Source organism: Sphingomonas sandaracina, from assembly GCF_036663695.1.
GTDB lineage: Bacteria > Pseudomonadota > Alphaproteobacteria > Sphingomonadales > Sphingomonadaceae > Sphingomonas.
In genome coordinates this window covers 63,977-89,207 of the sequence record NZ_JAXOJK010000008.1, presented here as the reverse complement: position 1 = coordinate 89,207, position 25,231 = coordinate 63,977, and the positions used below count along the sequence as shown (strand labels likewise).

The window sequence follows — 25,231 nt, the reverse complement described above, 5'->3', positions numbered from 1 at the left end:
GGGCACCAGATACGATACCTATGCGGCATGCCATTCAGCAGGATCATCCATGACCAATTCTGAGCATCCCTTGGTCAGTGTGATCATCCCCGCCTACAATCACGATAAGTATGTCGAGCGCGCTATTCGCAGTGTCTTGACCCAGACCTATCGCCACATCGAGTTGATCGTAGTCGATGATGGATCGACCGATGATACGCTCGCGGTAATCGAGCAGGTTCGCAGAAAAGATAAAATAGATTTCAAGGTCATAGCGAAACAGAATGGTGGCGTATCGTCTGCGCTGAATGCCGGCATAGCCGCTTCGCACGGCGAATATGTCGCGATACTGGCATCGGACGACTGGTTCCTGCCGGAAAAGACCGCGCGGCAAATCGCGATGTTCAGCGCGGCGGGTCCGACGACGGGCATGGTCCACGCCAATGGTTTGATCCAGAGCGAGGACGGCGGACCACCGGTGAATCTGCTTGGCAGCTATCGGCCCGCCGAGGGTCTATGTTTCAAGGAACTGGTTGCTCGCGGCGTTACCGCGATCGCACCAAGTATCATGGTACGGCGAACGGTGGTCGACGAAGTCGGTGGCTTTGACGAGACGCTCGTTGGCGAGGATCTGGATTTCTATGCAGCGGTCGCTGCCCATGGCTACGCGATCGGATTTGATCCGACCCCGCAAATCGTGAAATCTGCACGCGGAGACAATCTGGCGACGAGGGTAGAGTTGTTCTTCAACGATCCCTTCATAACGCTTGCCAAATATCGTGACCGTTTCACCGCAGCGGAATATCTGGCGATGGAGAACGGATTTTATGCCGGCATGGGCCGCGCTGCGGCAGGAGTCGGCGAGTTCGCCTTGTCCTGGAATGCCTATCTGACGCTCTTCCGCCGACGGCGAAATGCCGCACCCCTTGTGGAATTTGCCGCTCAGAACGCACGATACCTGGCACTTGCCGCCTTACCGCGATCTTTGCGCTCCCGTCTCAGACGCGCGCGCGCCGGCATTCGTTCTAAAGCAGATAGGTGACAATGCGGTTCACCTAGCTTTCGACGTTTGTCTAAGCTGTTGCAGGCGGGTTCGTGCCATCATGGGCAGAACGCGGATTCCGACGGCGCTCTTCATCCATCGGCGACTTGCGAAGCGGAGCGTCATCAGTCGCGACGATGTGCTCAACTCGCTCCACCGGCCCACGCGATCGAAATAGGCGAGATCGCGACCGATCCGGCTGGATAGGGGAAATACGCCTTCAGCCTGCCGCCCATGCCATGTCCTGAAGCTGTCGAGCGTGGTCCCGAAGGCGGCTGAGCGCCGCTGCCACTCGCGGTCTGCTCGTTCGATCGCTTCGCGATCGGTCCCGGCTGCGCTCTCGAAATTGGTCAGGGCGCCCGAATGGCGGCGATATTGGACCAGCACGTCAGGAACATGGGCGATGCGCGCGCCCAACGAAGCGAACGCCAACCCGAGCCAGGTATCTTCGAACAAGACCATCTCGTCGTTGCGGGGCCGGCCCAGCGCCTTCAATTGCTCTGTGTCGTAGACCGACGACGCGCCGTGGATGTTTATCCCCTCGGCCTGGGGAATATAGTCCTGCGGAGAAAATCCTGAATCGTCGAACCGATAATGATCGTCGATGATCGTGCCGACGTCGTCGATCACCGCATAGTCGGCGAACGCAGCCGCATAGGGCCGGCGGGACCATGCGGTGGCCATGACCTCGGTGCGCCGGGGCAGCGACACGTCATCCGCCGCGCTGACGATGAGCAGACGTCCCGATGCCAGTTCGGCTATATCCAGAAGGTGGTGGAGGACGCCGCGATTGATCGGACTACGACGCACCATGAGGCGATGCGGCCCTTCGTACGTTGCCGCGACCGCCTGCATGCGACGCATCGTTCCATCCGACGAACCGTCGTCACTGACGATGATCTCCAGATTCTCGTAGGTCTGTGCAAATGCCGCGCGCATCGCGGTTTCGACGAACTGCTCCTGGTTGAACGCCATGATGCAAAAGGTGAGCAAGGGCGGTCTAGCGGCCGATACGACGCTGTCATCCGGCAAGGTGCTCGTACCGGTCATCGGACGGCCCGCGCGGGATTGCCGACCATCGTCGCGCCCGCCGGCACGTCGTGGGTCACGACGGCCCCCGCGCCGATCATGGCGCCTTTGCCGATACGCACGCCCGGCAGTATGATCGCACCGGCACCGATGCTGGCCCCCTGCTCGACCACGGTTTGCGCGTAAACCGTGGGATGCTGCTTGGAGCGGGGCCGCTTGTCGTTCGTGAAGGTGGCATTGGGCCCGCAGAAAACGTCATTCTCCAGCGTTATGCCATCCCAGACATAGACGCCGCACTTCAGCGTCACGCGGTCGCCCAATATCGCGCCGCCCTCGACCAGGGTATGGGCATTCAGATTGCAGTCGCGACCGATCACGGCACCTGCCAAGACGACCGAGAACTGCCAGATGCGGGTTCCCTCCCCGATGACATCGGACATCACGTTTGCCAAAGGGTGAATCATATTGGGTATCCGATATGGGGAGGATTGGTGCACGGTCCTGCGGATGACGCCTACGGAGTACGTAACCGTCACGCGGTATCGTTCACCCTAATTTGCGCAGCCAGACGAAGAGGTTGCGGCGGTCGTGATGCTGATACCAGGGGCGGATCATCTCCTTGGCAAACGTCTTCGGTTTGCCGAGATCGACAGCGCCGCGATGCTGCAAGAACGCAAACCGATGGCGCATGCTCGGCAGGACCGGCTCCAGTCCTGCAGCAGCCGCCATCGCCTCGATTGCCGGCTGGGAGAAGAGGTTTACATGTTCCAGCGGCTGAACCGGTACGATCGTCTGATAATCGCCGGCATACTCTCTCTCGCGCAGACGCTTTATGAGCGACATCTGGTCCGGGGCGGTCGGCACCGATATCTTCAAGATGCCACCAGTGCGCAGCGCCTGGGCCAGGCACCGGAGCATATCGAGCGGTGCGATCAGATGCTCGAACACCTGCTCGGTGTTGATGAAATCGAACTGGAGCGTAGCAATCTCTTCCAGATCGACGGCCTTCACTCCGTGTGAACGCGCGAAATCCATACGCGACTGAGACAGGTCAGATCCATAGGATTGGCAACCGAGGATCGCGGCTATTCGCGCCCACAATGCCCACCCCATGCCGAAATCCAACGTCCGCAACTCCTGCAGCGGAACGCCCAGATACGACGCGGCAGCCATCACTTCATGCGCATCGCGCGACAGCAGCGGCGCCCGGATATCGCGCCGGTACGTATCAATTTCCGCTTCCGGATCCTGCGGGTTCTCGACCCAATCGGTATAGAGATCGCGCAGCAACTCGTCCGAACCAACATGATGCTGATATACCAGATCGCACTTTGCGCATTGATCAAGTCGATAGGTCGCTCGCGAGAGTCTTGCGGTATCAACGCCGTAATAGGTCCGGACGAACGTACCGATTCCAGCCTGATCGAACCCGCTTTCGAACAATATCGTGCTGTCCGGGCATTCGCACGCAGGGCAAACCGTCCGGGCCTCGAAATCGTACGATGATCGAGAGGACGTTCCAAATTCTGTCATATCGCCTCCAGTGCGGTCGCATAATCGCCGACGGCACGATCCAAAGAGAAGTGCGCAAGGCCGATCGCGCGCGCGCGTCGGCGAAAGTCTTCGGCGTCGGCCGCCATCAACCGTTCTTCCAGCCACTTGGCCGCGGCATCGTGCCCTGCATTTTCGTCCATGAAGACCCCTGCCGCGACCGCGCTTCGCACATCACCGATCGCTGCCGTGCCGACCACCGGCGTTCCACACAATAGATATTCGGCGACCTTGACCGGTGCGACCGCGCGCATGGAAAATCCGGTGTTCCGGTATGCGGTCGCTACGTCGGCGCAGGCAAGATAGGCCGATACCGCATCGGGCGGCACACGGCGAACGATCACATGGTGCGGGCTGTGCGGCACAGCGGCCAGGGCGTCGGGCACCAGGTCGGGCGAGCCGGTCAGGATCAACAGCTTGGCATCGGGCAGCCTCCGCCGCACGGCGGCCAGCAATCTGACGCTTTCCTCAAGCCGATATTGCGGCCCTACGGATCCGGCATACACAATCAGCGGCGCATCCGTCGCCACCCCCAATTCGGTCCGGATCCGCACCCGTTCGGCGTGCGCGATGGGCGCGAACAGCGTTTCGTCGCGCCCATTGGTGACGATGCGGACCCGGGCCGGCGATACCATCGGCCCGGCCCGCGCGAGAAGGATATCCCGGGCCGCATCGGTCCGGGCGAGCGTGATATCGGCCTTCCGAACCATCGACGCCTCGATCTCGCGGAGCAAACGATAGGGCGCGCCATTCGCATCGAGCCCCGCAAACTCCACCCGCTCGTCCGCCGGCAGTCCGTCCGCGTCGAAGATGATAGGCTGCGTCCAGCGACGACCTGCCAGAATGGCCAGCGCCGGCATCAGGCTGCGCGGCATGATGACATCGCTACCGAACGCCGCAGCGGCCGACCGCACGGCCCGCGCGCCGACGACCGCGGTCGCCATCGCACCCAGGCTGCCCCCGCGCCGCAGGACATTGTGAAGGCGGAGGCCGATACCGGCCTCGGCGCAGAGGCGCTTCAGTGGCTCGGCGGTGTCATCGGAACCCCAGCGGAACTGCACGATGTCGAAATGAAACCCCCTTCCCCCAAGAGCCTTGAAGATCGGGACGAAGAGACCTTCGACATAGCTGACCTGCGGGCCATCCCAGGTCACGAACAGAACTCTCTTCACCTATGGCGACCATGACGGAGTGACAAAAAGGGGCGAAGCAGGTATATCGCGACCCTATATGGCATATCCCGAATTATCCAAGGGATATCAAGTGAAACTACACTTTTAGCAATATCCAACATTACCAGCTTATCTTTGCCAGAGGGAATTCCTCTTTTAACGATAGCCAGTAGATTTAAAATAATATTGTTTCTCGCGATGCGTAACTTGCTCACAGCTACACCATGGTGAATAGCAAGCCGTAGAGTGCGCATATTTGTAAGAGCCTGCCCTAATATTTGCTGAGCAGTATATTCGCGAGTCTTGTCACGATATATGTAAACTCCCCGATTTCCACCTACCTGAGCAGCAGATAGAAAAATGTATCGCGTAATTACCTCGTCATCCGAGTGACCATGAAAATCAAAGTCATTTGTTGCCGCATCGTAAATTTCTCTTTTAAATACACCCATAGGATGAATTGCCCACCCACCGATCGTTCGACCAAAAGCCTCATTTCCACTAATCACTTCTGTTAATGGCGGTATATAAAAATGCGTCTTTCCACTCTGATCAAGTCTTAGCATAGTATATATCGAAATATCGAGTTGACGATTAACTAGGTCAGCAGCCGCATCTCTTACTGCTTTGGGACCGAGAATATCATCAGAGTCGAGAAAGGTGATCAGTGGATAGGACGATAATGCTACGGCTTGGTGCCGGGCCCTTGCCGCCCCCACATTAGCAGAGTTACGAATTATTTTAATTTTTGGGATGTTGGCCAAGGTTACCAATGACACCGAATTATCCGTTGAAGCATTGTCAATGACAATGACCTCTCCAATCATGTCATCGGTAGTATCGATGGAGTTAAGACATTCAATAATATAGGATGCGTCGTTCCACATTGGAACAATGACCGATACTAGCGTCATAAGCGCACCGCCCCTTTGAACTTTCCGATGATTCGCCTCAGGCGCTCGCCTATGACTGCATCAGTGGCGCCTATCGCTTTCAGTCCACGGATTCCGAGAACTGTTGCGACCAGTATACCGACCACGAGCCCTGCAATGTGCGATTGAAGCGAAACGAGGCATATGCCAACTGCGCTAGCGCATACGACCAGAGTTACTGCCCAGTTTTCCCATGATAATCTTACACCCCGCCGCATACTTAATATTACAGATAATGTAACCGACGATATCAGGCCAGCAGCATATCCAACAGCAATACTGTTAAGGCCCAGCGTCGCAAAAAATATCCATGGCATTCCGACCAGAAATACATCAAACGCTACTTCTGCTGCAATAAACCCTAACACGCTGCGTGTAACTATAAGAATATATCCAAGCGCCCAACTTAGAATTTTCAGACTGTCCGCAGCCACTTGCCACTGAAACAATGGGACTGCAGTAGAAAAATCTCTACTGTATAGTAATGGCATAATCCATGGCGCCATAGCTATTGCTGATACTAATATTGGCGCCGATAATATCAACGCTAGTTTATATTGTTCGTTCAATATATCCGTAAGATCGGAAGAACTGTCTGCTGACGAACTAAGTTTGGGAAAATATTCTACGCTCATAGCGGCCAAAACTATGCTGAGATTCACATTTGTCAGGGTGTAGGCTGCCTGAAAGAAGCCCGCTGCCTGAAGATTACCGCGTTCGGTAATAATCCACCTTACCCAAAGCTGGCCAAAATTGCCTATCCAGGCCGCGACGGATACGCCAATACCGAGCATCAAGAGCGCGCGCCACTCGCCCAGAACCGCTTTATCAAACCGGCGCCAAGGCATGCGGGGCACTCGACGAAAATAGGGAACCGTGACCAGCAAACTTGCCAGCGGCATTGCAAGCACCGCCATATACAGGCCCGGTGTTCCAGTCGCGGCGACCGCGATTACGCCAGCAATCGCACCGAGCACAGAACCATAAATGCGAATACGGGCAATATCGCCGATACGGCCGTAAACCTGAAGAAAGACAAGTTGCGCGGCGTTGATCACCGCGACTGCAACCGCCAGAGCAATCCACGGCACGGTCGGCGAAGCGCCGGCACCATCTGTATAGAACCTCTCAAACCCCCACAGACCGACCCCGCCGACGACCGCTGCGACAAGCGCAAAATACCAGACCGCAGACTCTGCTAAAGACCTCGCTTCGGTGTTGGTATCATGCTCGCTAATCTGCCGCACACCGCTAACGCCAAGATTCAGGCCCGCTAAAGCGGAGCCCGTGGACCATAGTACGTTAAGTAGGCCAAACAGACCGACTCCGGCAGGGCCCGTTAAGAGCGCAATTACCTTCATCCGGCCAAGACCGACTAGCAGCGATATCACCGTAGCTCCGCCGATCAGCCCGGTGGACCGCAGCGTCCGCTTCATCGATTCGTTGCTGTTTTCCACGCCGCTATTTCCCACGGCGCCGACCTTGCGCAGCATCACGGAAGGCATCGGCCATTGCCGATCGTTGCGACTGGAGTGAATAGTGCGCCTCGACCCGTGCCCTGCCATTCGCGCCCATGGTGGCACGCAATCCGGCATCACCCATCAGCAAACCGATGCGATCGCGCCACGTCTCGGGCGACGTGCACAGAAAACCCGTCCTGCCGTCTTCGACGATCTGGGCATTCACCCCCACCGGCGACGCAAGCGTGGGAAGTCCGCACGCCATGTACTGGATCAGCTTGTACCCGCACTTGCCGCGCGCCCATGGTTCATCAGGCAACGGCATGATGCCGATATCGATCTGCTGGACTTCGGCGATCTCGGTCGCTTCCTGCCATGGAATATTGTCCACGCCCGCATGGCGATCCGCCATCGGTCCTGCACCGACCGCGCGAAACCGCCAGCCGGCGCGCTCGATAAGAGGCAGGAGTTCGGGCAAGATCGGTTCGACGTAGCGCCACGTCGAGGGCGATCCGATCCATCCTACCGTGCCCCCCCTGGACGCTGGCGAACTGTCCTGCTTCGTGGGAATATAGGCTTCGACGTCGACCACGGTGGGAATGACCCTGACATCGGCGTGCGGCCGCACATACTCCGCCAGATACGCGTTGCCAGCGACGACCAGCGCCGCATGGTCGAGCAAAGTGGCGATCTTCCCACCTAGCACCTTGCGAACGGCGCCATTGGCATGCGCGTCATATTGATGGAAGATCGCGTCATCCATATCGACCACGAACGGGGGACCACCCTTCATCGCCAACAGCTCTACAAATGCCGGCATGAAAGGCAGTGCCTCGAAATGTATCCAATTCAGATCATAGTCGTGGTTCTTCACCAGAACCCCAAGCCTGTTGATATACGACTTTGCGACCAATAATTTGTTTTTGGGTTTGTTCTGCGCCAAATCAATCAGATATTGCGTATCGAACAGAGGTTTTACGTCGACCTCAATCCCCTGATCGGCCAAAAATGGCAGATACTGCAAAAGGCGCTGTCGCGTACTTGCGGCTTGCCTTTCATATTTGGTGAGGGCAAGAACACGCATATATTGTTACAATTTCTCTTTGCCGGCTAACCGCTTACTGCGCTCCTCATGATGCCGGTTTGTTACACGGTAAAGCTTTTTTTGCCGTTGCCGATCTAGCGGTTTCCAGTGTGCATGGCTGTCGCTCACCGGACTTTGAAGTATCGGTCAAACGCTCTCCATGCTTTGGCAGAGCCCTTGACGCTCTTCGGATCGATCAGCTGCGTGACCTGTAACCTGTAGTACACGCCCCGCCCGACGGCGCGCCGGCGGACCAAGGCTCCTTCAGCAAGACCTTCCGGTCCGATACCCCAGTCTCAAGAGGCAGGCCAGTCGCTGGACTTTACCGCAGCGATACGCTTTGGACCTCCCTGCTGCGGTTCTTGGACTTGGTGTCATCGCTGGGAGAGTATCGCATGTGTGGGATAGCAGGATATTGGAGCGCATCGCGCGCTGCCGTCGATGCCACCCCGATGGCGGCCGCGCTCACGCATCGCGGCCCCGACGATGGCGGTGCGTGGGCCGATCCTGCGGTCGGGATCGCCCTGTCGCATCGCCGCCTGTCGATCATCGACCTGTCGCCGGCCGGGCATCAGCCGATGGCATCGCCCTGCGGACGCTACATGATCGTCTTCAACGGCGAGATCTATAATCATCTCGACCTGCGCCGCGAGCTCGAGGCGGCCGGAGCGATCGCGTGGCGCGGGCATTCGGATACCGAGACGCTGGTCCACGGCATCACGCACTGGGGCCTAGATGCGACACTCGAACGCGCGGTCGGGATGTTCGCCATCGCGCTATGGGACCGCCACGCGCACACGCTGAGCCTTGCGCGCGACCGGATGGGCGAGAAACCGCTCTTCTATGGGTGGAGCGAGATCGGACTGGTGTTCGGCTCCGAGCTGAAGGCGTTGCGCGCGGCCCCCGGCTTCGCCAACCCGGTCGATCCGGACGTGCTGTCGCTGTACCTGCGCTTCAACTACGTGCCCGCCCCCTGGTCGATCCTTCGACATGTCTACAAAGTGGAACCCGGCGTGATCGTGACGCTGGGTCGCGACGCGCTCGGCGCACCGCCCGCACTGCCGCCAACCGCAGCCGGGGCAGCTTCACCCGGTGGGGCGTCGGCTGGTGTGACATGCCGGCGTTATTGGTCGCTCGATGCGGTGGTCGCGGCCGGTGCCGATCCGGCAATGACGGAAAGCGAGGCGCTGTCCGGTCTCGAAGCGCGGCTGACCGAGGCGGTGAAGATCCAGACGGTCGCTGACGTGCCGGTCGGCGCGTTCCTGTCGGGCGGCGTCGATTCCTCGGCGATCGTCGCGTTGATGCGCAACGTCACCAGCGCTGATGTGAAGACCTTCACGATCGGCTTTGCCGAAACCGGGTTCGACGAGGCGCCGCATGCCCGCGCGGTCGCCGCGCATCTCGGCACCGATCATCACGAGATGTACGTCGATGCCGAAGACGTGCGCGCGGTCATTCCCGATCTCGCGCGGATCTACGACGAGCCGTTCGCCGATTCCTCGCAAATCCCGACCGTGCTGCTCAGCCGGCTGACGCGGAAGTCGGTCACCGTCGCGCTGTCGGGCGATGGCGGCGACGAACTGTTCTGCGGCTATAATCGCTACCTCGTATCGCGCCGCTACTGGGATGCGGCCGCGCGCGTGCCGGCCCCGTTGCGGGCGGGTATCGGCAAGGCGCTCACCCGGTTGTCGCCGGGCACCTGGGACGCGCTGACTCGGCTCCCGGGAGTACCGCGCATCTCGATGCTGGGTGACAAGGTCCACAAGGTCGGCCGGATGCTGCAAACCGAGGTCGGGATCGCCGACATCTATCGCGCCTCCAGCGAGGAATGGTCGGGCGGGCTGCCGCTGACATCCGACATACGCCTGGCCGCATCGATCGATACGCCGCCTGCGCTGCGAAACGAGGCAGCCGAACAGATGATGCACTGGGACATGCAGTCCTATCTGCCCAACGACATCCTGACCAAGGTCGACCGCGCGGCGATGGCGGCGAGCCTGGAGACACGCGTCCCGCTGCTCGACCACCGCGTCGTCGAGCAGGCGTGGCGCACGCCGCTCGCGTTCAAGGTCCGTGACGGCCAGGGCAAATGGGCGCTGCGCCAGATCCTGTATCGCTATGTCCCCAAGGCGCTGATCGAGCGGCCCAAGGCGGGTTTTGCGATCCCGATCGGCGCCTGGCTGCGTGGACCGCTACGCGACTGGGCGGAATCGCTCCTGTCGGTGCAGGCGCTGGCCGAGCAGCCGACGCTCGACGTCGCCGCGATCCGCACGCGCTGGGCCGAGCATCTCGCCGGCACGCATGACCGGACCGCATCGTTATGGGGCGTGCTGATGTTCCAGGCCTGGGCGCGCGAGTGGCACGCGCGCTGATCCCCGGACAGCCTTTCCAGGCGACCGGCCGTTGCCGTTTGCGGGACCGGGCCGTAGAGGCATTTTGAATTTTCAGGAGTGACCGCATGCGCGTTCTCGTTACCGGCGCGGCCGGGTTCATCGGCTTCAACGTCAGCCGCCACCTGCTTGCACGAGGCGACACGGTGCTCGGCATCGACAGCCTCAACGACTATTACGACGTCACGCTGAAACATGCGCGACTGGCCGAGCTCGACAAGCTGGGAGACGGCTTCGCGTTCAAGCAGGTCGACTTCTCCGATCATGTCGCGCTCGACGCGGTGCTCGACGACGAACAGTTCGACCGCATCGTCCACCTCGGCGCGCAGGCTGGCGTGCGCTACTCGATCGAGAACCCGCGCGCCTATCTGCAGGCCAATCTCGCCGGGCACCTCAACATGATCGAGGTCGCGCGGCACCGGAAGGTCGAGCATATGGTCTATGCCTCGTCCTCGTCCGTGTACGGCGGCAACGATACGCTGCCGTTCCGCGTCGAGGACCGCGTCGACCAGCCGCTGTCGCTCTATGCCGCCACCAAGAAGGCGGACGAGCTGATGAGCGAGACCTATGCGCATCTCTACCGGATCCCGCAGACCGGCCTGCGCTTCTTCACTGTCTATGGCCCCTGGGGCCGTCCCGACATGGCGATGTGGCTGTTCACGAAAGCGATCCTTGAAGGCCGCCCGATCGATGTGTTCGGCGAAGGTCAGATGCGCCGCGACTTCACCTATATCGACGACATCGTCGCCGGCATCGTCGCATGCGTCGACAACCCGCCCGCGGACGATGGCGCGCTCAAGGCAGGCGGCAGCGTCAGCCCGCACCGGATCTACAATATCGGCAACAGCCAGTCGGAAGATCTCGGCGAGATGATCTCGCTGATCGAGCAGGCCTGTGGTCGCCCCGCGGAACGCAGACTACTGCCGATGCAGCCCGGTGACGTACGCGATACCTTTGCCGACATCAGCGCGATCCAGAAGGATCTCGGCTTCGAACCGCGGACGACCATCGCCGAAGGCGTTCCGCGTTTCGTCGAATGGTATCGTAGCTATCACGGCCTCTGAGCTACCTGGTACTTCGGTCAAATACGTGGAACCACGGTCTGCGTCACGATTTCGGCGATGGACTGGACTGCAACGACACAGATGAAGGAACCTGCCGTTGCTCGCGGAGTTTCAATATCGTCGATAAGTCTATGACGAATACCAAGAATCATCGCAGTTTTGATGTAGACAACGTCGACTGATCCGGTCTATGCGAGCAGCGATATCCGGTTTTCCGAATCCTAAAAGGGGATGATGGCAATGAAATTGAAGGCATTTTACACGGCAATGACGGCGCTTTCGCTCGTCGCAGCGCCGACGATCGCAGCAGCGGCTCCCGTTGCTACCCCGTTGACCCAGCCGGCCAAAGAGTCGGTTGACGGCGACAACGCACTTGCCGGTGGTGGTTTCATCATCGCTGCACTTGCTGTTGTTGCAGTCGGTCTCGGCATTTTTGTTGCCGTCGACAAGAACGACGATACGCCCAACAGCCCGTAAGCCTTTTCCGGCTTTCGGTAGAAAAAGGCTCGGATGGTCATCCATTCCGGGCCTTTTTCTTGTCTGCGTTCGTAAATCGATCGATTGACCGCACATGCCTTCGATCCATCACCTGCTCGGGATACTCGGTGTCGTCGCCTCGATCGCGACAGGACCGATCATCGGTCCTGCGTCCGTGCAGACCCGTCCCCCTCCCCTGTCGCATTCAATCTCGGCGCCTGCCCCGATATCACGTCAGGTATCCAGCCCGGCATCGACTCAAGTCTCAGGCCCGGTAGCGACATTGCCGGGCCGGGAGGCCGATGGACGGGTAGAGCAAATCGCCTTCCGTCTCGCCACCGCCGGTGCCGCGCATTGCCCGGCACTCGAGCCGGATCTCGGCCTCGTACTCCAGCATCTGTCGCAATTCGAACTGGCCGACCGCCAGGGCATGATAGCCCAGCAGTCGCTCGATCGTGGCCCCGGCGTCATAGCGGTCGTTCCTGGCGGTCCCGCGGCATCGGCCGGGATGCGTCCCGGCGACGTCCTGCTCGAGATCGATGGCCGTAGGATTCCCCCAGAGACCGCGCTTGCCGCGCCGTTCGACGCAACCCGGGCACATGCTCGCGCCGACGCGGTCCGCGATCTGCTGTCGCACACGAAGGACGCGCCGTTTGCGATCTCGCTGCTGCGCAACGGTACAGTCTCGACTGTCACGGTGACACCGCGCCTCGCCTGCCCGTCATACGTGCACCTCGCGCGGTCGGACCAGCGCAATGCCTATGCCGATGGACGGCATGTATTCACGACCACCGGTCTGGTGTCGACGGTGCGGAACGACAACGAACTGGCGTTCATCATCGCGCACGAGATGTCGCACAACATCCTGCACCATGCCGTCGTCATGCGGGGCGGCGCGGTGACACGCGGCATCGGCCGCACGCTGGGACGAAGCGGCCGGATCGTTCGCGAGACCGAACGCGAAGCCGATGCGCTTGGCGGGACGCTGATGCTTGACGCCGGGTTCGACCCGGTGAGGGGGGCCGCCATCCTCGGGCGTCTGGGTGGCGGCGATCTGGGCATCGAGATATTCGCCGCCCATGACTCTGCCGGCCACCGTGTCGCCGCGATGCGGGCTCTGATCGAGGCACGGCGCGCCCTGGTCGCGGCACGCCAGCCCCGATGAGCCAGCGTGATTTCTACCAGGTCCTCGGCGTAGCCCGCAATGCGTCGCCCCCCGACATCCGCGCCGCGTTCGTCCGACTGGCCAAGCATCATCATCCGGATCATGCACGATCCACAGCGGAACTGCCGGGACGGCTGCGCGAAATCCAGCAGGCCTATCATTGCCTGTCGGAACCCGGCGCGAGGGCCCGGCATGACGTTGCCCTGGTGGAAAGCGATCGACTCCACGTCGCACGCCAGCGCCGCGTTCGGGACCGGCTGGACCGCTATGACGGGCGCCATCTCAGGCCCCATCCCACCTCCAACCAAACGCCCCGCCTCAGCTTCCGTCGCAGGATACGCTGGTGGGCGGTCGGCGTGCTGATCGTGAGCGGGGCGATCCTGGCAAACATGTTCGCGCTCGCCCCACTGACTCTCTGGCGCTGACTATTTGGCGCCGAAACCGGTGAGCATGATCCCGATGGTGCGCAGCGCGATCAGCAGATCGAGCCACGACGAGAAGAATTTGATGTAATAGAAATCATAGTGAAGCTTGACGTGGACATCGTCGAGACCGGCGACATGGCCCTGGTTGACCTGCGCCCACCCCGTGATTCCCGGCCGCACGATGTGGCGGTAGGCGTAGAAGGGCAGTTCGCTCTCGTACCATGTCGACAGTGGCACCGCTTCCGGCCGCGGGCCGATCCAGCTCATCTCGCCGCGCAGAATATTGATGATCTGCGGCAGCTCGTCGATGCGGGACCGGCGAAGGAAGCGCCCGATACCGGTGATCCGGTCGTCGGCATCGCGCGTGATCGCCGAGTGGCGCGCCGCGGCGTCGCTGGTCGTCGTCGCCTGCTCGACCATCGTGCGGAACTTGATCATGTTGAACGGCACGCCGCGATATCCCATTCGCTGCTGACGGAACAGGACGGGGCCCGGCGAGCTTGCCCGCACCAGCAGTGCGACGACGACGAGCGGCAGCAACAGGATCGGCAGCAGGACGATGCTCGCGACGATATCAATCGTACGCTTGATCCCACGATAGCCGAGCGCCGGCAGCAACGAGCCGAAGCTGTTCTCGGACAGATGCTCGATCTGGACGCGCCCGGTCAGCGATTCGCGCAACTGCTTGGTATGGTAGACGGGAATGCCGGAGATCGCCGCCTGCGCCAACATGCGCTCCCATTCGGGGGAGTGGTTCGAGCGGAGATCGACGACAATCGAGGCTTGAGGATCGTCGGGCACGACCGGTTCGACGAGCTTGATCCAGTCGATCTCGGGCGTGTCGTCGACGATGCCCGTCTTGCCCACGGGGACGTAGTACATGCGCCTGGGTGCTGCGCTCTGATTGAAATAGCCGAGCAGGAACGTCACGCCCACCGACGCGAGATACCCGGTCAGCAGCATCGAGCCGCTATAGCTCACACGCGAAGTCAACAGGATCGCCGCAGCCACCCCGAATGTCGTCGAGAAGGCGGGCAAGATGAAGCCGAACGCGCGCGCGCCCGGATAGATCGTGACCCGCCGGAAGACGAGCAACGCCGTCACCGCCGCGATCAGCGACGTCAGCTGCGTGTTGCCCGTGCTCGAAAGGTCCAGGGAAAGCGTGCCCGATGCTACCAGCGGCGCGGCCAACGGAACGAAATACGCCGTCAGAGCAACCAACAAGAGCGGCTTCAGTAATCGAACGTCGGTATGGCTCACCCGCGTGGATCGCCCATTTTCGCCGGTTATAAGCAAGAACCACCCCATACCGAATGTAACGGCGCGTACTTTCAGCCGAGCCGCTACCAAATTAACTTGAATAGTGCGGTATGCCCTCCGCAGCTCTCCAGCAAGCAATAGAACCCTGCGCTCTGCCCGGGTGACAGCTCTAAATCGCCTACTTTGCCGATAGGAGCTGACTTATCCTATCAATTCAAATCTCATTCGGAAATCGCATTCAGGATTGCCCGGCCATATGCCGTCTTTTTGAATCGCTCGCCCGCTTCGCGGGCCTGCTCGATAGTGATGAAGCCCTGCTGGAACGCGATCTCCTCCAGGCACGCGACCTGGATCCCTTGACGCTTCTGGAGGGTACGGACGAACTCGCTCGCTTCGAGCAGGCTGTCGTGCGTGCCGGTATCGAGCCATGCATAGCCGCGACCCATCTGTTCGACGAACAGGTCGCCCGCGTCCATGTAGAGGCGGTTCAGGTCGGTGATCTCGAGTTCGCCGCGCGCCGATGGCTTCAGGTCGCGCGCGAATTGCACGACCCGGTTGTCGTAGAAATACAGGCCGGTGACCGCATGATGCGACTTGGGCTTTGCCGGTTTTTCCTCAAGGCTGACGGCCTTGCCGCCTTCCCCGAACTCGACCACGCCGTAGCGCTCGGGATCCTCGACGCGGTACGAGAATACCGTCGCGCCGCCCTTACGCGCAACCGCGCTCGCCAGCAGTTCGGTCAGGTGCGCACCGAAGAAGATGTTATCGCCGAGCACGAGAGCGACATCGTCGTCGCCGATGAAGTCCGCGCCGATCGTGAAGGCTTGGGCAAGGCCCTCGGGGCGAGGTTGTTCGGCATAGGAGATCGCCAGGCCGAATGCCGCGCCGTCCTCGAACAACCGACGGTAATTGTCGAGATATTCGGGGCTCGAGATGATCAGGATATCGCGGATGCCGGCGAGCATCAGCACCGACAGCGGGTAATAGATCATCGGCTTGTCGTAGACCGGCAACAACTGCTTGTTCACGGCGAGCGTCGCCGGATGCAGGCGCGTGCCCGTGCCGCCTGCGAGAATGATGCCCTTCATTGGGAAATGTCCTTCTTGGGGGCCCCGAGCAGTTCGTCGAGGATATTGCCGAGCGCGGTCTGCCACGCCGGCGGATGAATGCCATAGTCGCGCGTGATCGCGTCATGGCTGAGCAGCGAATTGGCAGGGCGTGTGGCCGGCGTCGGATACGCGCTGGTCGGGATACCCTCGACCTCGGCGCTGGCCCCACCCCGCGCGGCGCTCTGCGCGAAGATCTCGCGTGCGAAGCCGGCCCAGGTGACCGCGCCGGCATTGCTGAAATGATAGATGCCGGTGGGGGCTGCCGGATCCTCGACGAGACGCATCGCGATCGTCGCGAGCGCAGCTGCCAGATCGGTCGCCGACGTCGGGCTGCCACGCTGGTCGTCGACGACGCGCAAGCTCGGGCTGGTCGCACCGACGCGCAGCATCGTCTTCACGAAGTTGGTGCCGTGTGCGCTGACCACCCAGGCGGTCCGGACGATCGCATGGCGCGCGCCCGAGGTTCGTACCGCGAGTTCGCCCCCGAGCTTCGACGCGCCGTATACGCCGAGCGGCGCGACGGGATCGGTTACCTCCCAGGCGCCATCGCGGGCGCCGTCGAAGACGTAGTCGGTCGAGACCTGGACGATCGGGATACCGGCCTTGGCGCAGCTTTCCGCAAACGCGGCCGGTGCCATCGCGTTGACCGCCCAGGCGGTGACGATGTCGCTCTCGGCCTTGTCGACCGCGGTATAGGCACCGGCGGAGATCACTGCGGCCCAGGGCTGCCCGCCGACGCCTTGGGCGACCATCGCCGCGATCGCATCGGTATCGCGCAGGTCGAGCTCGTCGATGTCGATCGCGATGACCGCCCAGCCCTCCGGCCAGGCGTAGCGCTTCAATTCCGTGCCGAGCTGGCCATTCCCGCCGGTGACGAGAATCTGCTTCATACCGGCCCCGCTCACACCGAGAGGCCGCGGCGCTGATCGGCCTTGTGCTCGGCGACGATCGCCTGCCACCAGTCCTGGTTGTCGAGATACCAGGCGACGGTCTTCTCGATGCCGGTCTCGAACGTCTCGGTCGGTTCCCAGCCAAGCTCGGTCTTGATGCGGGTCGCGTCGATCGCATAGCGCTTGTCGTGGCCCGGACGGTCCGCGACATAGGTGATCTGGGTCGCATAGGACTGGCCATCGGCGCGCGGGCGAAGGCGATCGAGGATCGTGCAGACGGTCTTCACGACCTCGAGGTTCTGCTTCTCGTTGTTCCCACCGACATTGTAGGTGCGGCCCGGCTCGCCCTTTTCGAACACGGCGTGCAGCGCGCGGACGTGATCCTCGACATACAGCCAGTCGCGGACTTGGTCGCCCTTGCCGTAGACCGGCAGATTGGCGCCAGCGAGTGCCTTGACGATCATTAGGGGCACCAGCTTTTCGGGGAAGTGATACGGCCCGTAATTGTTCGAGCAGTTGGTGATCAGCACCGGTAGCCCGAACGTGTGCCCCCAGGCACTGACGAGATGGTCGGAGCCTGCCTTCGACGCCGAATAGGGCGAGCGCGGATCGTACGGCGTGTCTTCGGTGAACAGCCCGGTGTCGCCGAGCGAACCATATACCTCGTCGGTCGAGATGTGATGGAAGCGGAAGCGTTGGCGTGCCGCCTCGTCGAGCGACAGCCAATAGGCCCGCGCCTCGGCAAGCATCGTGTAGGTGCCGACGACGTTGGTCTGGATGAACGCGCCGGGGCCGTCGATCGAGCGATCGACATGGCTCTCGGCCGCCAGATGCGTGATCACGTCGGGCTTGAACTCGGCGATCGCGGCGCGGACCGCATCGACGTCGCAGATGTCGCCCTGGACGAACCGGTAGCGGTTCGACTGCGCGACGCGTTCGACCGTCGTCAGCGTGCCGGCATAGGTCAGTTTGTCGAAGTTGAGCACTTCGTGGAGCGTGTTTTCCAGCAGGTGGCGGACGAGCGCCGAGCCGATGAAGCCCGCCCCGCCAGTGACGAAAATGCGCATCAATCTATCCTTCAAACGAGCGAGACGAGCGGACAGCCATCATAGGAAAACGGGCTATCGAAGTTTGCCAGTAGCGGCTGGACCTGGTCCTTCGCGCTCAGCTCGGGCGTCGTACCGATCGGGATCGGCCAGGCGATGCCACCCGAACCGATTGCGGGATCGTCCCAGCGTATGCCCCGGTCGGCTTCGGGCGCATAGGTGTCCGAGCATTTGTAGATGACTTCGCAATCGGGCTCGAGCGTCAGGAAGCCGTGCGCGAAACCGATCGGGATAAAAAGCTGGTCGCCGGTCTGCGCCGACAATTCCGTTCCAACCCACTTGGCAAAGGTCGGCGACCCCTTGCGGATATCGACCGCGACGTCGAAGATTCGTCCTCGAATGCACCGCACCAGCTTGTCCTGCCCCCGCGGCGGTGTCTGGAAATGCAGGCCGCGCAGCGTGAACGCGGACACCGACAGCGAATGATTATCCTGCACGAAACGACACTCGATACCCGATCTTGTAAAAGTATCGACGTTGTAGGTTTCGGTGAACCACCCGCGGGAGTCACCATGTCGCTTGGAGCGGATCAGTTGAACGGAAGACATTGCCGGGCGGCATAGCCTTACGCTCATTCATGAGCAATTGACGGGTTCACGATCGGGTTTATCAAAATCGCCACCCATCATGCCGGCATACCCAATACGATGCAAAAATCGGTGGAGACCTGTACTTTTGGCTAAGGACAGAGCTCTATCCCCCCGCGATGGGGAGAAACAAAAGCACCCGCGGCATCCATGTGGCTTTGATCCGAACACACGTTATCCATGCATTCTACGCATGTTTGGAGAGTCTGGATCTGCCACGCAACCAGTCCCTGCGTAGGTGGCTCGGTCCGCCCCTCATCGCACAGCACCTAATCCAGCATCGCTACGCCACGGGCGCAACACGATCCTGTCCGAACACGTCAATCCATACCTCAGCTCTCGGCCTTCACCTCGATGCTACAGTGCACGGTCTTCCTGACCTTTCCAGCACGCTTGCGACAGGCTTCCGGCGTTTCGCGATTAGTGGCTGCCAGCCGGTTGCCCGCCAAGATTCCGGCGAACGCCTGCGACGACGCCGCCCGCATCAGGCGCTGTCCGCCTTCCCACATCGGCATGCGTAACGTGCGCGCGGCCATCCGCTCCGGCCACAGCCAGTCGGGCGGCATGGCCCGCGCGAGTGGGCCCGCCAGCGTCGCCCACACGACCATCCCCAGCACCAGGCCAAGCACGAGCCCGATCAGCCCGACATGACGCACCCGCCTGCCCTGCTCTTCCGCCATGACATGCGAGTCCAGCTGACGACCGAGCTTCGTTGCGACCTCCTCGATCAACTGCCGGGCAGCGGCGATGGCACGGCGATCCTCGCTCCGCCCCGCAGTACCGACCTCTATGATCTGCCGGCCGAATTCATGCGGAGTAAGCGCTAGCGCCGGACTGTTTACCACCGCATCGATGCGCTGCGCCGTCGCGGAGAGGTTCCGGGATATGATCCCCAGCGTCTCGGCATAGTCCGGCGTGTCCGACGGTTCGGCGCGCTCGGCCGCCAGCCGCTCGACCGCGCGACGCATCAACGACACCTCGGCACGAAGGTCCTCGAACGCCCGTGCCGCTTCGTCTTCGCTGTCCGCCATCCGCCCCTCCTATCGGCTCAAATCATGATCCTGCTGCCGGTCGCGCTCCAATTGCCTCTGGCGATCGAGCACCTGCTCGATCGACGGCGCCCGCTCGATGCGGATCCCCAGCTCGGGTGCGCGGCGGGCCAGCTCTTCCTGCAGCATGGGGTCGTGCCGGAGGTCATCGACCATGACGGCCATGCGCCGCGCGACGGGGCCTGTACGGGCGTCACCACGTTCGGCCTCCAGCAACCGCCAATGCTCCATGAACCGGTCAGCACGCAGCGCCGGATCGGCCCGGACCCGGGCTTCCTCCGCCAGGGCGCGTGACGCGGCCCGCACGTCACCGCCCGCCACATCCCGGGCAAGCTGCGGGTTGCGCGCAAACGCAGTCGCAAGGTCGCTGCTACCGCGGTAGCGGGTCCGATCCAGCGCCTCGCCGGCACGCGCTAGGGCGGTTTCCTGATGCGGCAACACCGGGAGATCCTTACCCTGCATGCGCGCAATATCGACCGCGGCACGCGCATAACGCTGGATCGCCTTCGCCTCACCCGCCCGGCTCGTGCTTTCGGAAACATGGTCAGGCACCTCCCGTAGCTTCGGCCTGAACCCGGCGAACATCGAACGCGCCTTGGCCTCGACCTTCTCGATCATCGCGCGCGCCCGCTCCGGCAGTCGGATCTCGCGCCTGTCGGCAAAAGCACGAGCGGCCTCCTCGGGCTCAGCCATATAGTCGGCCGCCATGTCCTTCGACCGGTCGCGCGACAGCACCGCGGCAAGCTTCGCATCGCTCGCGAAGTCGTCGCGCCCGTAATGCAGCTGCACCCCGTCGCGATGCCGCGACAGGGCAACATAGGCCGCGTGCCGGTCCATCCCCGGCGTAGCGAGCACGTCGACGCGGTCGACCGTCACCCCCTGCGATTTGTGGATGGTAGCGGCATAGCCATGATCGACATGGGCATAGTCCTTGAGGTCGAACCCGACCTCACGCCCGTCATCGAGACGCACACCCATATGCTCGGCCGATACCGCGTCGATCGTGCCCAGCGTGCCGTTCTTCACCCCCAGCCAGCGCTCGTTGCGCAGGAACATGATCCGGTCACCGGTCGCGAACTGCCGCTCACCACGCTCCGCCTGCACGACGACATCTTCGCCAAGGTCACCGGTCGCCCGCAGCCGTTCACGCGCTTCGCCATTGAGCGTGAGCACCTCGGCGTTGGTATGGGTGAGGATCATACGGGTCGAACCCGGCTCTGTCTGCCGCAGCCGGTCCCAGCCCTTGACCAGATTTGCCCGCGCCGCCTCACGCGTATCCGCCGCGTGCACCATGTCGTGCTCGCGGTACGCGCCGATCGCCTCGGCTGTCCTACCGGTCGCAAGCCACCGGGTCGCGTCGCGCTGCCACGCCGCGCGCTGCCGACGGATCTCGGTAATCTCGGCAGCCCCATGACGCTCGCTGATCGACCGGAATGCCGCGCCCGCCTCGATCGCCTGCAACTGCTCGGGGTCACCCACCAGCACCACCTTGGCACCGGCCTGGTCCGCAGCAGACAGCAAGCGCTCCATCTGCCGCGTACCGATCATGCCGGCCTCGTCGACCACCAGCACGTCGCGGGGCCCGAGCTGTTCACGGTCCCTGCCCCAGGCATATTCGAGGCTCGCGATGGTGCGCGACGGGATGCCGGAACCACTCTCCAAATTCTCCGCCGCAATCCCGGACAATGCGGCGCCGCGCACCGTGTAGCCAGCCTCCTCCCACGCCTCGCGCGCAACCCCCAGCATCGCCGACTTGCCGCTCCCGGCATAGCCGACAACGGAGGCAAGACCTTCGCGTTCGGTGATCCGGCCGAGCGCGTCCCGCTGCTCGTCCGACAGGGTGAGCCCCCTGCCCTGCGCGGCGTCCAGCGCACGCTGAACGCGAGTGGCAGCGACGAAATGATCCCTGCTCTCTACAAGCCTGTCGGATGCCTGTTCCAGCCGCGCTTCGGTCGCGATCATCTCACGGCTCGTGAACCGCTCGTCACCGCGCCCGTCCTTGCCGAGCGCGACAAGGTCTGGCGACGCCTTTGCAGCCGCCATCACCCGGTCATACTGATCCTTCCCATCCGAATGCCGGAACGCGAACAGGGCAAGGTCGCGATTGGTGAACGTCGCCTGCGTCCGCGTGATCGCATCGAGCGCGATATTCGGGTCGGCGATAATGCGCTCGCCATTCTCACGCGCGATGCGGTCGTGATCCTCGAGCCGTTCGGCTTCCAGCCCCTGCCCCGGTCGCCGCGATGCAGCCGGTCCGATCTTGTGCTGCGGCTCGAGCTTTATACCCTGTTCGGCATAGGAGCGATGGTCGATCCGCGCATCGATCCCGAGCTCCGCCAGTCGTTCGTTGACGTGTGCGCTCCACGCCTCCCGCCAGTGCTGCAACAACTCGTTCCGGTTCCAGTCGCGCGCCTTCTGGCCAAAGCCGTCAGGCCCCACTTCACGCATCGCCAGCATGACATGTGCGTGCGGCTTCGGGCTTCCGTCTTCAGCTCTGTCCCAATGCACATTCAAATCCGCGACCATGCCGCGCTTCACGAACTGCTCCGCGACGAAATCGCGCGCTAGCGAGATGCCCTGCTCGCGGTTCATCTCACGCGGGATCGAGAACTCGATTTCCCGGGCGAGCTGGGCGTCCTTGCGCTTCTCCGCTGCCTCCACTTCGTTCCACAGCGTCGTGCGACCCCGCAACCGCTCGGGCGCGCCTTCCGGCAACATCACTTCTGAGTGAACAACGCCGGTCTTGTTCGTGAAGTTGTGATGCCGTTCCAGACGGTTATCGAACAGTTCGGAAGCAGAGCGATACGCAGCCGCAGCAACGGCGCTCGATCCCTTTGCGCGGCTGATGACCTTGGCGGAGAAATGGTAGATCGCCATGACGCCGCGTCTTCTACACTTCTGAGCGAACGTCGGCAACGACGTATAAGCGCGCACTCACGACCACTTCGTTTGGTCGCTCATGACTTGATGCTGTAACGCGCAAATGACATAGTCTGCCTTCGTGATGAGCCATGCAGGAGCACACACGATGCGTAAAGTCCGTGACTATGACGCCGAGCTCAAAGCGCTGAACGATCGCGCACGAGACCTCAAAGCAAAGAAGATTCAACAGCTTGGTGAGCTGGTCGTCGCAACCGGTGCTCAAGGACTCGAGCCTGAGACACTTGCAGGCGTGCTGCTTGCTGCGGTTGCGACAGATGATGCTGATCGAAAGGAGGCGTGGCGCGCAACCGGCGCTGCCTTCTTTCAGCGACGAAGCCGCAAGGCCGTTTCAGACGTCGCGCCAAGGGGTGAGGCGAAGCCTGACCGCCATAGCGACGGCGGAGCGGCGCAACAGGGCCCTGGTCCTGCGTCTGGAAGCGGCGCGGCATCGAACTGATACACGGGGCTGGGTCGTGCAACGCCGCGAACGCACCCGTCACCTGATCGAGCTGGGCGGTCTCGTCCAGAAGGCGGGCCTAGTCGATCTCACCGACGACGATCGTGCCACCATCTACGGTGCGCTGCTGGAACTGGTCGGTAAGGCGCGGCGTGAGGCAGGTGATGATACGCTGGCATTGTGGAAACGACGTGGCAGACGCGCTTTCGCCATGGACGAAAAACATGAGAGGCAACATGATCGGCCCGACGACGGCGTCCCCAGCATGATTTCACCTCATAATCGCACAACTTGACGTAGCTGGGTGCTTGATATTGATCTCGTCGAACGAATGGCTCGACCTGCTTACCCGTGGGCCTCCCTCGGCCCCACGAGCTTTGATCTGTGCTCCAGAGCAGATGCTAATCGTAGCCGAGTTGCTGCGCTGCGGGTTCACCGGCCTCGACAACAACTCGCCCACCCCCCATCCGTCAAATTTCTCGTGACGCTGCCGACGGACACCAACGTGTTTAACCTCAAGCGACTGCGAACGAGCGTACCCGCCCAAGTGATCACATGCGTCCTGGGGAGGGGAAAGATTTCTGTGGCGCTTCGACGCAACGAGGGGTCTTCGGCGCGGTTCTGGGCGCTTTATCTTTCCTCGATAAAATGGGAAACGGAGACGATGATGATCCACCGACGCACCATCCTTCGTGGGGCTCTGCTGGTGCCGTGCGCGTCCCGCGCGTTCGCAGCGCAAAATCGCGTTTTCACGCCGGAAGAGTTCGGTGCAAAAGGTGACGGCGTAACGAACGACAGCGCTGCGATGGCCCGCCTGTCGACGGCGGTACGAATGTACGGCGGTGGGACTGTGGAATTTCGTCGCACGACATATGTCGTGGGCGCACAAGGCCTCCAGGTGCAGGGCGCATTCGCATTCCCGCCCCGCGACCTGCTGACTTTCATCGGATGTTCCTTGCCGCTTCATCTGAAGGGCAACGGCGCGCGCCTGCTGTGCGAACCGGACTTGCGGTTTGGGGTGTTCCGCGATGGTGAACCGTTCAGACATGCGATGCCGTATCTCGGCCCAGGGGTAGCCTCGCCCTACAACTCGATGATCCTGGTCGAGGGGTGCACTGCCCCGGTTCGGATCTCGGATCTTGACCTTGAAGGCCCCGGCGACAGGATCGTGGTAGGGGGCCAGTACGGCGACACCGGCTGGCAAATCCTCTCGACCGGCCTGATCCTCCGAAACAACGAAGGGTCAGAGATCGTAGAGCGGGTTCGCACCCATCGTCATTGCCAGGACGGCATGATGATCGACGGCGTCGATGCCGATACGCCGGGCGTCGAACGCAGCCTCGTGGGAGTCACAGCCGATTCCAACGGGCGCCAAGGGTGCAGCATCATTGGCGGGCGGGGCTACCACTTTACCGGCTGTTCGTTCACCCGCTCCGCGCGGGGCAGTATCAAATCCGCACCGGGTGCCGGCGTAGACATCGAAGCCGAGGGCAAGAAACACGTACGCGACCTCGCATTCTCCAAATGCCTCTTCTCCGATAATGGGGGGTGCGGCATGGTCGCGGACTCAGGGGATACCGAGCGAGTTCGCTTCGCGAACTGTACGTTCATCGGCACGGTCAACTGGTCCGCCTGGCCGAGCAAGCCGTTCTTTAAATTTGAGGATTGCACCTTTGTCGGTGCGATGACGAGAGCATTCGGCGATAGCGCAGCCGCGCGCGCAACTGCGTTCGTCCGATGCACTTTCGACGATGATCCTGCGCGCTCGCCCACCGGTACAGTCTTTGGCGGAGGCGACGCAAATGCACCGATCGTCAATCTCGGAAACAATCAGAACGTGTCGTTCGACAAATGCCGTTTTTCCGCGCTTCATGGCTCGGTTCTGCCGTGGTCGACGGGCGCAATCTATCGCGACTGCATCATGGCGCAGGGCAACCGCACATTCGGTTATCCCCGCGGCCAGTTCGTCGGGACGAACCGGATCACCGGGAAAGTCGACCTTTATAACTCGAAGATTTCCGGCGTTTTGACGGTGAACGGCCGCCTGATTCCGCCATCCGGATGATAGAAGGACCTATGTC

The 25,231-nt window shown here is 61.7% G+C and carries 23 protein-coding genes; 9 read left to right on the top strand and 14 right to left on the bottom strand.

Features of this window, described 5'->3' with window-relative positions; translation table 11 throughout:
• The first annotated feature begins 49 nt into the window (after positions 1 to 49).
• A complete protein-coding gene (locus U1707_RS18020) occupies positions 50 to 1,021 on the top strand; it encodes a glycosyltransferase family 2 protein (protein ID WP_332801437.1) in 972 nt (323 codons plus the stop codon).
• A 9-nt stretch (positions 1,022 to 1,030) separates the two neighbouring features.
• On the opposite strand, the gene U1707_RS18015 is transcribed toward U1707_RS18020, so the two are convergent.
• The 7 genes from U1707_RS18015 to U1707_RS17980 form a co-directional block, all read right to left on the bottom strand.
• On the bottom strand, positions 1,031 to 2,071 hold the full coding sequence (locus tag U1707_RS18015; protein ID WP_332801436.1) for a glycosyltransferase family 2 protein: 1,041 nt from the start codon (positions 2,069 to 2,071) through the stop codon (positions 1,031 to 1,033).
• Positions 2,068 to 2,490, bottom strand: coding sequence for an acyltransferase (locus U1707_RS19075; protein ID WP_443025728.1), 423 nt, complete (start codon positions 2,488 to 2,490; stop codon positions 2,068 to 2,070). The genes U1707_RS18015 and U1707_RS19075 overlap by 4 nt, the downstream gene beginning before the upstream one ends.
• A 106-nt stretch (positions 2,491 to 2,596) precedes the next feature.
• Positions 2,597 to 3,583, bottom strand: a complete 987-nt coding sequence (locus U1707_RS18000) for a class I SAM-dependent methyltransferase (protein ID WP_332801435.1) — start codon at positions 3,581 to 3,583, stop codon at positions 2,597 to 2,599.
• The gene (locus tag U1707_RS17995; RefSeq protein WP_332801434.1) at positions 3,580 to 4,755 is read right to left on the bottom strand and encodes a glycosyltransferase family 4 protein; all 1,176 of its coding nucleotides are present in this window, start codon (positions 4,753 to 4,755) and stop codon (positions 3,580 to 3,582) included. The genes U1707_RS18000 and U1707_RS17995 overlap by 4 nt, the downstream gene beginning before the upstream one ends.
• A gap of 14 nt (positions 4,756 to 4,769) precedes the next feature.
• The gene (locus U1707_RS17990) at positions 4,770 to 5,687 is read right to left on the bottom strand and encodes a glycosyltransferase family 2 protein (RefSeq protein ID WP_332801433.1); all 918 of its coding nucleotides are present in this window, start codon (positions 5,685 to 5,687) and stop codon (positions 4,770 to 4,772) included.
• Positions 5,684 to 7,198, bottom strand: a complete 1,515-nt coding sequence (locus tag U1707_RS17985) for an oligosaccharide flippase family protein (protein WP_332801432.1) — start codon at positions 7,196 to 7,198, stop codon at positions 5,684 to 5,686. The genes U1707_RS17990 and U1707_RS17985 overlap by 4 nt, the downstream gene beginning before the upstream one ends.
• Positions 7,167 to 8,249, bottom strand: coding sequence for a glycosyltransferase family 4 protein (locus tag U1707_RS17980; RefSeq protein ID WP_332801431.1), 1,083 nt, complete (start codon positions 8,247 to 8,249; stop codon positions 7,167 to 7,169). The genes U1707_RS17985 and U1707_RS17980 overlap by 32 nt, the downstream gene beginning before the upstream one ends.
• A 395-nt stretch (positions 8,250 to 8,644) precedes the next feature.
• Here U1707_RS17980 and asnB point away from each other — a divergent pair, with 395 nt between their 5' ends.
• The 5 genes from asnB (at position 8,645) to U1707_RS17955 (ending at position 13,770) form a co-directional block, all read left to right on the top strand.
• Positions 8,645 to 10,621: an asparagine synthase (glutamine-hydrolyzing) gene (asnB, locus tag U1707_RS17975; protein ID WP_332801430.1), complete on the top strand. Its 1,977-nt coding sequence runs from the start codon at positions 8,645 to 8,647 to the stop codon at positions 10,619 to 10,621.
• A gap of 86 nt (positions 10,622 to 10,707) precedes the next feature.
• A complete protein-coding gene (locus tag U1707_RS17970; RefSeq protein WP_332801429.1) occupies positions 10,708 to 11,703 on the top strand; it encodes an NAD-dependent epimerase/dehydratase family protein in 996 nt (331 codons plus the stop codon).
• 240 nt (positions 11,704 to 11,943) lie between these two features.
• A complete protein-coding gene (locus tag U1707_RS17965) occupies positions 11,944 to 12,180 on the top strand; it encodes a hypothetical protein (protein ID WP_332801428.1) in 237 nt (78 codons plus the stop codon).
• A 283-nt stretch (positions 12,181 to 12,463) separates the two neighbouring features.
• Positions 12,464 to 13,345 (top strand): M48 family metalloprotease, encoded by an 882-nt coding sequence (locus U1707_RS17960; RefSeq protein WP_332801427.1) that lies wholly within the window; start codon positions 12,464 to 12,466, stop codon positions 13,343 to 13,345.
• Positions 13,342 to 13,770, top strand: coding sequence for a J domain-containing protein (locus U1707_RS17955; protein WP_332801426.1), 429 nt, complete (start codon positions 13,342 to 13,344; stop codon positions 13,768 to 13,770). Before U1707_RS17960 ends, U1707_RS17955 begins: the two co-directional genes overlap by 4 nt.
• Here the strand turns inward: U1707_RS17955 and U1707_RS17950 are convergent, their stop codons facing one another.
• The 7 genes from U1707_RS17950 to traA form a co-directional block, all read right to left on the bottom strand.
• A complete protein-coding gene (locus U1707_RS17950; RefSeq protein WP_332801425.1) occupies positions 13,771 to 15,030 on the bottom strand; it encodes a sugar transferase in 1,260 nt (419 codons plus the stop codon).
• A 221-nt stretch (positions 15,031 to 15,251) separates the two neighbouring features.
• A complete protein-coding gene (rfbA, locus tag U1707_RS17945; RefSeq protein ID WP_332801424.1) occupies positions 15,252 to 16,118 on the bottom strand; it encodes a glucose-1-phosphate thymidylyltransferase RfbA in 867 nt (288 codons plus the stop codon).
• On the bottom strand, positions 16,115 to 17,029 hold the full coding sequence (rfbD, locus tag U1707_RS17940; protein WP_332801423.1) for a dTDP-4-dehydrorhamnose reductase: 915 nt from the start codon (positions 17,027 to 17,029) through the stop codon (positions 16,115 to 16,117). The genes rfbA and rfbD overlap by 4 nt, the downstream gene beginning before the upstream one ends.
• Before the next feature lie 11 nt (positions 17,030 to 17,040).
• Complete coding sequence (gene rfbB, locus U1707_RS17935; protein ID WP_332801422.1) at positions 17,041 to 18,096, bottom strand: dTDP-glucose 4,6-dehydratase; 1,056 nt, start codon at positions 18,094 to 18,096, stop codon at positions 17,041 to 17,043.
• A gap of 11 nt (positions 18,097 to 18,107) precedes the next feature.
• Positions 18,108 to 18,683 carry a dTDP-4-dehydrorhamnose 3,5-epimerase gene (gene rfbC / locus U1707_RS17930; RefSeq protein WP_332801421.1) on the bottom strand — a complete coding sequence of 192 codons (576 nt, stop codon included), beginning with the start codon at positions 18,681 to 18,683 and terminating at the stop codon, positions 18,108 to 18,110.
• A 371-nt stretch (positions 18,684 to 19,054) separates the two neighbouring features.
• The gene (locus U1707_RS17925) at positions 19,055 to 19,753 is read right to left on the bottom strand and encodes a DUF6118 family protein (RefSeq protein ID WP_332801420.1); all 699 of its coding nucleotides are present in this window, start codon (positions 19,751 to 19,753) and stop codon (positions 19,055 to 19,057) included.
• 9 nt (positions 19,754 to 19,762) lie between these two features.
• Positions 19,763 to 22,648, bottom strand: coding sequence for a Ti-type conjugative transfer relaxase TraA (gene traA, locus U1707_RS17920; protein WP_332801419.1), 2,886 nt, complete (start codon positions 22,646 to 22,648; stop codon positions 19,763 to 19,765).
• Positions 22,649 to 22,799: 151 nt separating this feature from the next.
• Here traA and U1707_RS17915 point away from each other — a divergent pair, with 151 nt between their 5' ends.
• From U1707_RS17915 to U1707_RS17905, 3 genes are all read left to right on the top strand, one after another.
• A complete protein-coding gene (locus tag U1707_RS17915) occupies positions 22,800 to 23,150 on the top strand; it encodes a conjugal transfer protein TraD (protein ID WP_332801418.1) in 351 nt (116 codons plus the stop codon).
• Positions 23,062 to 23,445 carry a conjugal transfer protein TraD gene (locus tag U1707_RS17910; protein ID WP_443025727.1) on the top strand — a complete coding sequence of 128 codons (384 nt, stop codon included), beginning with the start codon at positions 23,062 to 23,064 and terminating at the stop codon, positions 23,443 to 23,445. Before U1707_RS17915 ends, U1707_RS17910 begins: the two co-directional genes overlap by 89 nt.
• Positions 23,446 to 23,733: 288 nt before the next feature.
• Entirely contained in the window at positions 23,734 to 25,215 is a 1,482-nt protein-coding gene (locus U1707_RS17905; protein ID WP_332801416.1) for a glycoside hydrolase family protein, read from the top strand.
• Positions 25,216 to 25,231: the final 16 nt, after the last annotated feature.

What these genes read in the sequence shown, in the direction of transcription:
- U1707_RS18020 (WP_332801437.1), top strand. Translation starts at nt 50, where the DNA reads ATGACCAATTCTGAGCATCCCTTGGTCAGTGTGATCATCCCCGCCTAC.
- U1707_RS18015 (WP_332801436.1), bottom strand. Translation starts at nt 2,071, where the DNA reads ATGACCGGTACGAGCACCTTGCCGGATGACAGCGTCGTATCGGCCGCT.
- U1707_RS19075 (WP_443025728.1), bottom strand. Translation starts at nt 2,490, where the DNA reads ATGTCCGATGTCATCGGGGAGGGAACCCGCATCTGGCAGTTCTCGGTC.
- U1707_RS18000 (WP_332801435.1), bottom strand. Translation starts at nt 3,583, where the DNA reads ATGACAGAATTTGGAACGTCCTCTCGATCATCGTACGATTTCGAGGCC.
- U1707_RS17990 (WP_332801433.1), bottom strand. Translation starts at nt 5,687, where the DNA reads ATGACGCTAGTATCGGTCATTGTTCCAATGTGGAACGACGCATCCTAT.
- U1707_RS17985 (WP_332801432.1), bottom strand. Translation starts at nt 7,198, where the DNA reads ATGCTGCGCAAGGTCGGCGCCGTGGGAAATAGCGGCGTGGAAAACAGC.
- U1707_RS17980 (WP_332801431.1), bottom strand. Translation starts at nt 8,249, where the DNA reads ATGCGTGTTCTTGCCCTCACCAAATATGAAAGGCAAGCCGCAAGTACG.
- asnB (WP_332801430.1), top strand. Translation starts at nt 8,645, where the DNA reads ATGTGTGGGATAGCAGGATATTGGAGCGCATCGCGCGCTGCCGTCGAT.
- U1707_RS17970 (WP_332801429.1), top strand. Translation starts at nt 10,708, where the DNA reads ATGCGCGTTCTCGTTACCGGCGCGGCCGGGTTCATCGGCTTCAACGTC.
- U1707_RS17965 (WP_332801428.1), top strand. Translation starts at nt 11,944, where the DNA reads ATGAAATTGAAGGCATTTTACACGGCAATGACGGCGCTTTCGCTCGTC.
- U1707_RS17955 (WP_332801426.1), top strand. Translation starts at nt 13,342, where the DNA reads ATGAGCCAGCGTGATTTCTACCAGGTCCTCGGCGTAGCCCGCAATGCG.
- rfbA (WP_332801424.1), bottom strand. Translation starts at nt 16,118, where the DNA reads ATGAAGGGCATCATTCTCGCAGGCGGCACGGGCACGCGCCTGCATCCG.
- rfbD (WP_332801423.1), bottom strand. Translation starts at nt 17,029, where the DNA reads ATGAAGCAGATTCTCGTCACCGGCGGGAATGGCCAGCTCGGCACGGAA.
- rfbB (WP_332801422.1), bottom strand. Translation starts at nt 18,096, where the DNA reads ATGCGCATTTTCGTCACTGGCGGGGCGGGCTTCATCGGCTCGGCGCTC.
- rfbC (WP_332801421.1), bottom strand. Translation starts at nt 18,683, where the DNA reads ATGTCTTCCGTTCAACTGATCCGCTCCAAGCGACATGGTGACTCCCGC.
- U1707_RS17925 (WP_332801420.1), bottom strand. Translation starts at nt 19,753, where the DNA reads ATGGCGGACAGCGAAGACGAAGCGGCACGGGCGTTCGAGGACCTTCGT.
- traA (WP_332801419.1), bottom strand. Translation starts at nt 22,648, where the DNA reads ATGGCGATCTACCATTTCTCCGCCAAGGTCATCAGCCGCGCAAAGGGA.
- U1707_RS17915 (WP_332801418.1), top strand. Translation starts at nt 22,800, where the DNA reads ATGCGTAAAGTCCGTGACTATGACGCCGAGCTCAAAGCGCTGAACGAT.